Source organism: Sulfurovum sp. bin170 (genome assembly GCF_010892395.1).
Lineage (GTDB): Bacteria > Campylobacterota > Campylobacteria > Campylobacterales > Sulfurovaceae > UBA1140.
The window spans coordinates 1-5785 of record NZ_JAACKB010000052.1 but is presented as its reverse complement, the minus strand read 5'-3'; the positions used below and the strand labels follow the sequence as shown (position 1 = coordinate 5785).

The 5785-nt window shown below is 36.2% G+C and carries 6 protein-coding genes and 1 pseudogene; 6 read left to right on the top strand and 1 reads right to left on the bottom strand.

All coding sequences use genetic code 11. The annotated features are described in order from the left end of the window. Positions 1 to 180, top strand: a pseudogene (locus GSY74_RS01210) (Uma2 family endonuclease); the annotation flags it as partial. Between the two features lie 5 nt (positions 181 to 185). Here the strand turns inward: GSY74_RS01210 and GSY74_RS01205 are convergent. Further along, positions 186 to 932, bottom strand: coding sequence for a pyrroline-5-carboxylate reductase (locus GSY74_RS01205; protein WP_255494429.1), 747 nt, complete (start codon positions 930 to 932; stop codon positions 186 to 188). A 148-nt stretch (positions 933 to 1080) separates the two neighbouring features. Here GSY74_RS01205 and GSY74_RS01200 point away from each other — a divergent pair, with 148 nt between their 5' ends. From GSY74_RS01200 to GSY74_RS01180, 5 genes are all read left to right on the top strand, one after another. Beyond that, positions 1081 to 1731, top strand: a complete 651-nt coding sequence (locus tag GSY74_RS01200) for an outer membrane protein assembly factor BamD (protein ID WP_164663274.1) — start codon at positions 1081 to 1083, stop codon at positions 1729 to 1731. A gap of 14 nt (positions 1732 to 1745) precedes the next feature. Beyond that, entirely contained in the window at positions 1746 to 4148 is a 2403-nt protein-coding gene (lon, locus tag GSY74_RS01195; RefSeq protein WP_164663273.1) for an endopeptidase La, read from the top strand. Between the two features lie 156 nt (positions 4149 to 4304). Then, a complete protein-coding gene (locus GSY74_RS01190) occupies positions 4305 to 4508 on the top strand; it encodes an addiction module protein (RefSeq protein ID WP_164663272.1) in 204 nt (67 codons plus the stop codon). Beyond that, on the top strand, positions 4505 to 4786 hold the full coding sequence (locus GSY74_RS01185; protein WP_164663271.1) for a type II toxin-antitoxin system RelE/ParE family toxin: 282 nt from the start codon (positions 4505 to 4507) through the stop codon (positions 4784 to 4786). Before GSY74_RS01190 ends, GSY74_RS01185 begins: the two co-directional genes overlap by 4 nt. A gap of 269 nt (positions 4787 to 5055) precedes the next feature. Further along, on the top strand, positions 5056 to 5700 hold the full coding sequence (locus GSY74_RS01180) for a hypothetical protein (protein WP_164663270.1): 645 nt from the start codon (positions 5056 to 5058) through the stop codon (positions 5698 to 5700). The last annotated feature ends 85 nt before the right edge of the window (positions 5701 to 5785 follow it).

The following is a 5785-nucleotide window of genomic DNA, read 5'->3' as shown; positions in this document are numbered from 1 at the left end:
GCTGAAAAGGTAAAATATTATATTTTGTTATATCCAGATGACCTAAAAGCCAAAATTTATGAACTCCAAAATAACAAGTATGAAAAGATAGTAGACCTTTTGGAAGGAAGTTTTGATTTTAAAAACCTAGAGTGTAGTGCAAAGATAGATTTTGATTTTGTATTTGAGAGGTTTCAATAAACCTCTTATTTTTGTGTTACCTTAAAAGCCTCCTCGACAGCTTTAATAAACGAACTTCTCACAGCCCCCTCTTCAAGCATTGCATAAGCAGCAGCAGTTGTTCCACCTGGACTCATAACCGCGTCTTTTATCACAGCAGGATGAGCCGAGCTGATAAGTGGGGCGAAACCTTTGAAGAGTGAGTTTGTAATCCCAATCGCATCAGGGCGTTTCATACCTTCTTTTACCAATCCATCCATCATCGCCTCTGCGACAAGAGTTAGTAGAGCAGGACCAGAACCTGCTATAGCTGTTGCTATATCTATCTCTTTTTCTGAGTCAACCCAAAATGTATCACCAATAGCTGAAAATATCTCTTCTGCCTCCTCTCTTTTACTTTTATCTCCAGTTATAACGCTTGTTGAAGCTCCAAATTTGGCTGAGACATTTGGCATGATTCGGATGTAGTTCTTAGCATCTATATTGGCTTTTAGTGCCTCTATAGTTGAACCTGCTAGAACCGAATATAGTGTATTGGCTTTGCCTTTTATTTGTCTACCAACACTCTCTAAAATATAGGGTTTAACTACAAGTATAATATTTCTATCTGTTATATCAAAATCATCAGGAGAGTATATATCTGCATCAAACTCTTTTTTTAGCTCCTCTTGTCTTGATATATCAGGTTCTACAAACTCTAATTTATATCTATCTTTGAGTCCATAAGCAATTGCCATACCCATTGCACCCGCACCTATAATTGTAATTGTCAAAAATTATCCTTAATGAGGTCAGGTATTTAATATTTCATTTGCTCTGCTCACAAAATATTCAACACTAGACCCCTTTTTTGCAAGATTATAGCAAAATGTAATAGAGTTTGAGGTATTATATTTTTTAAATTTATATATAAGGTTACAGATGTTAACAAATTATAAAAAGAGTTTTCTTCTAGCGATACTTCTAGCATTTTTTACAGGATGTGCAGATAAAGATGCAGTAAAAGAGTATGATAAACCAGCACTATATTGGTATAAAAATATTATTAAAAGTCTCGCATCATCAAATTTTGATAAAGCAGACAACTACTATATATCTTTGCGTAGTGAACATATGCGTTCACCATTGTTGCCGACAGCTACTCTTATATTGGCTCAGGTACATATGGAAGATGAGACCTATTTGATGGCAGATTACTATCTTGATGAGTATATCCAAAAACATGCAGCGGGTGAAAAGATAGAACTTGCTAATTTTTTGAAGATAAAAGCAGCATTTTTGGGTGTCAAAGATATTAACAAAGACCAAAAGTTGATGATAGATACGCTAAAAGATGTAGATGCTTTTACAAAAGAGTATCCAAACTCTATATATAGACCGACAGTAGATACGCTAAAAGTCCGTCTGCATATGGCACAGTATCTTCTAAATCAGAATATATCAAGACTCTATGGTCGTATAGGTAAAGATAAAGCATCCAAGCTATATAGTGAAAAAAATGCTAAATCGGCACTAAACTCTACAGATATTGAGGCTCCGCAAGAGGGCTTCTTAGATAAACTATTTAACTAAAGGATAGCGATAGAATGCAACTTAGTAACTACGAACCATTTCCTACGCAACTGCCAATTATAGTCGAGGACAATATGTTTCTCTACCCTTTTATGATAAGTCCTATCTTCTTGACAGAGAAGGCAGATATAGATGCAGCGACCTATGCTATGGAGAAAAACTCACTACTCTTTCTGACAACCACCAAAGAGGGTTTTGAAGGGTCAAGAGAGGGAGCAGAGATAAACGAGATAGGTGTGATAGGCTCTATTATGAGAAAAGTACATATCCCTGATGGCAGGGTCAAGATTCTCTTTCAAGGTCTAGCAAAAGGTGAAATATCCTCTGATATAGAGGAGATAAATCTTGATGAGTTGTCCTTCCAAAGTTCGATGATAAATCTTATAGAGAATGAGGTCTATAATGAGTTGAAAATCCAAGCACTTATTGGTATACTCAATGAGAAGCTACAGCTCCTATCAAAGATTCACAACAGTATTCCTACAGATTTGCTAAAGACCATATCTGAGACAGATGAGCCTTATCGTATAGCTGATTTGGTATCGTCACTGCTCAAAATATCAAAAACAGAGGCGTATGATATATATAAAGAGCAGAATATTGAGCAGAGACTTATGCAACTCATTGACATCATCATAGGTGAGATGGAGTCTGCAAAAGTTGAACGAGAGATTCGCTCAAAAGTCCACAACAAGATAGAGCAGACCAACAAAGAGTATTTTTTAAAAGAGCAGATAAAAGAGATAAACAAAGAGCTAGGTGTTGATGCTCAAAGAGAGGAGGAGATAGCAGAGTTTCGAAAGAGATTAGAGGCAATTGAACCCAATATTGAAGAGGATACCCACAAAGAGATAAAAAAGCAGATAGATAGATTTGCCAGAATGCACCCTGATAGTGGAGATGCCAATCAGATTCATACCTACTTGGAGTGGGTATTTGAGCTACCATTTGGAAAACTCACTAGCAAAAGCCTAAAAGTGACAGAGGTTCAGCAGGAGCTAGACAATGACCACTTTTCACTAGAGAAACCAAAAGAGAGGATAGTTGAGTTCTTCTCCGTAAGAGAGTTAGCACAGCGACGAGGTATCTCACTAGATGAGGGTGCTTCAGGAACTATACTCTGCTTCTATGGACCACCAGGGGTAGGTAAGACATCTCTTGCTAACTCTATTGCAAAGGCACTAGGTCGTCCACTAGTTCGAATCGCACTAGGTGGACTAGAGGATGTTAATGAGCTTAGAGGTCACAGGAGAACCTATGTAGGTGCGATGCCTGGTAGACTAGTCCAAGGTCTTATAGACGCAAAGAGTATGAATCCAGTTATTGTACTTGATGAGGTTGATAAGGTGGGGCGAAATCATCGAGGTGACCCAACAGCAGCACTTTTGGAGATACTAGACCCCGAACAGAACAGTGAGTATAGAGACTATTATCTAAACTTTGATATTGATTTGAGCAAAGCGATATTTATAGCCACAGCCAATGACCTTGGAGGAATCCCAGCACCTCTTCGAGATAGGATGGAGTTTATATCTGTTAGCTCCTATACCCCTGATGAGAAGCTAGAGATTGCCAAGCAGTATCTTATCCCACAAGAGCTAAAAAAACACGCTCTAGCCGATGAGGAATTTTTGATAAGTGATGATGCACTAAAACTACTTATAGATGAGTATACAAGAGAGCCAGGAGTGAGAGGTCTTCGACGCAAAATAGCAGGACTCATGAGAAAATCAGCCACTGCTCTTCTAGCCGATGAGTCCATAAAAGAGATAAAGATAGAGATAGAAGATTTGGCAAAATATGCAGATAAAAAAGTCTTTGAGGTCTCACATATAGACAAGGAGCCACTAATAGGTGTTGTCAATGGTCTAGCATGGACTTCTGTTGGTGGTGATATGCTAAAGATAGAGGCGATAAAGATAAAAGGCAAAGGGCTAGTAAAATTAACAGGAAGCCTTGGAGATGTGATGAAAGAGTCGGCACATATTGCATTTTCTGTAATCAAGATTTTAATAGACAACAAATCACTCTCCACAATAGAAAAAGATACCAATAGCAAAGATGAAATCTACAGACTCTACGACCTACACATCCATGTCCCTGAAGGAGCCACCCCAAAAGATGGACCAAGTGCAGGAATCACAATGGCTGTAGCTATCGCCTCTATTCTGTCAGAGAAAAAGGTTGATAACAAGGTTGCAATGACAGGAGAACTGACTCTAACAGGAAAAGTCCTACCTATTGGAGGACTCAAAGAGAAGCTAATCGCTGCCTATAAAGCAGGAGTGACTAAGGCTCTGATACCTGATAAAAATTATGAGAGAGATTTAGAGGATATTCCACAAGAGGTTCGAGATGCTGTGGAGATTGTTCCTGTTAGTAGTATTGATGAGGTTTTATCGGAGGTGTTACTATAAATTGAATATCTACTTTTAGAGTACTATAGGCTGTTAGCAGTACCATTAATATAATTTGAAATTGATAATGTTTTATGTAATCAAAGAGGAGAAGTCAAGCAATTCGTTAAAGATAAAATATGATATAATAGACCAAAAAAGCAGAAAGGATTATCAATGGGCTTAAATGAGATTATTAGTGAAGCACTCACTTTAAAACCACAAGAACGGTATCAGATTATTGAAAATTTGGTATTGAGTCTAAATCAACCTAATCTTGCAATAGATAAACTTTGGATAGAAGAGTCCCAAAAGAGACTTCAAGCGATAAAAGAGGGGAAGCTCAAAACAGTCTCTTATCAGGATGTATTTGCTTCATGATATTGGAAATTTCTGAATTAGCTCAACTTGAAATAGAGGATTCCAAGAGCTACTACAATCTACAACAAAAAAATCTTGGGGATAGATTTAAAAAACATATTCAAGATAGCATAGATAATATAATAAAATCACCAACTTTATATCCTAAAATAACACCTCAATTACATCGAGTAGTTGTGCATAAGTTTCCGTATAATATTTTTTATGCTTTGTTAGATGATACGATAATAATTGTTTCAGTAGCTCATCAGCATAGAGAGCCATTTTATGAGATTTGATCTTGGATTTTAAAGTAGTGACTGAATATTTATGGGTTCCCAAATTAAATTTGGGAACCAGTTAGAGATATAAAAAGTCTCTACTGCACTCTGCTAAGATTGAGGGGGAGGAGAGAGGGGAAAAAAAAGGACGAAAAGAGGGGAAAAAAGAGAGAAATATTGAAATTGCCAAAATATCATTGAAACAAAATATAGATATAGATACTATCTCTTTGATTACTGGATTGAGTAGAAAAGAGATTGAAAAACTAAAAAAAGAGGAATAAACAATGGGTGCAAATCATCATATACATTTAACTACACAAATTACTATATCTATATCCATAAAGGATATCAAAGATAAAGATTTACAACTACTACTGCCTGAACCCTACAGAGATGATTTTGAGTTGATTCATACAGAAGATTATATAGAAAAGAATATAGTATATCCAGAAGGAGTTGAAGAGAAATATTTGGTATATGCTCTAAAAAAAGAGTATCTAAAAGATGTTCAAGCTTTTATAATAGAATCTCTATTAATGGCAAAAGAGATTCTCAATAAACATAGAGAAAGAGAGTGGTATGACGACTTTATAGAGAAGTTTAAACAATTTAATATGGGAGCTGACCTTTTATACAGTGTTGAAAATAAGGAAACAAAAGAGTTATCAAATAGCTTGATGAATATTGAGGATAATATGTTTACGACCTATACAGAGATACCCGATATGGTGGTCTATTATGGTTTTCCAAAAGATTTGAAAAAAGGTGATAGGAGATGCTCAATGGTTGGCTTTGATATAGTCTATAGCTATTTTAAATTTCAGGAAAGTGTAGATGAAACACTTTGGTTTAATCAGCTGAAGGAGCAGATAAAGAGTGAGAGTACGCAAAACAGAATCACAGACAATCTCATATTTCGTCTCATTTAATTCCCTTTCCTATGCCAATAAGGCAATTCTATTTGTATCTAAATCCAGTAAATCGTTATATTTAGTTTGAAATGCTGCTCCAGGT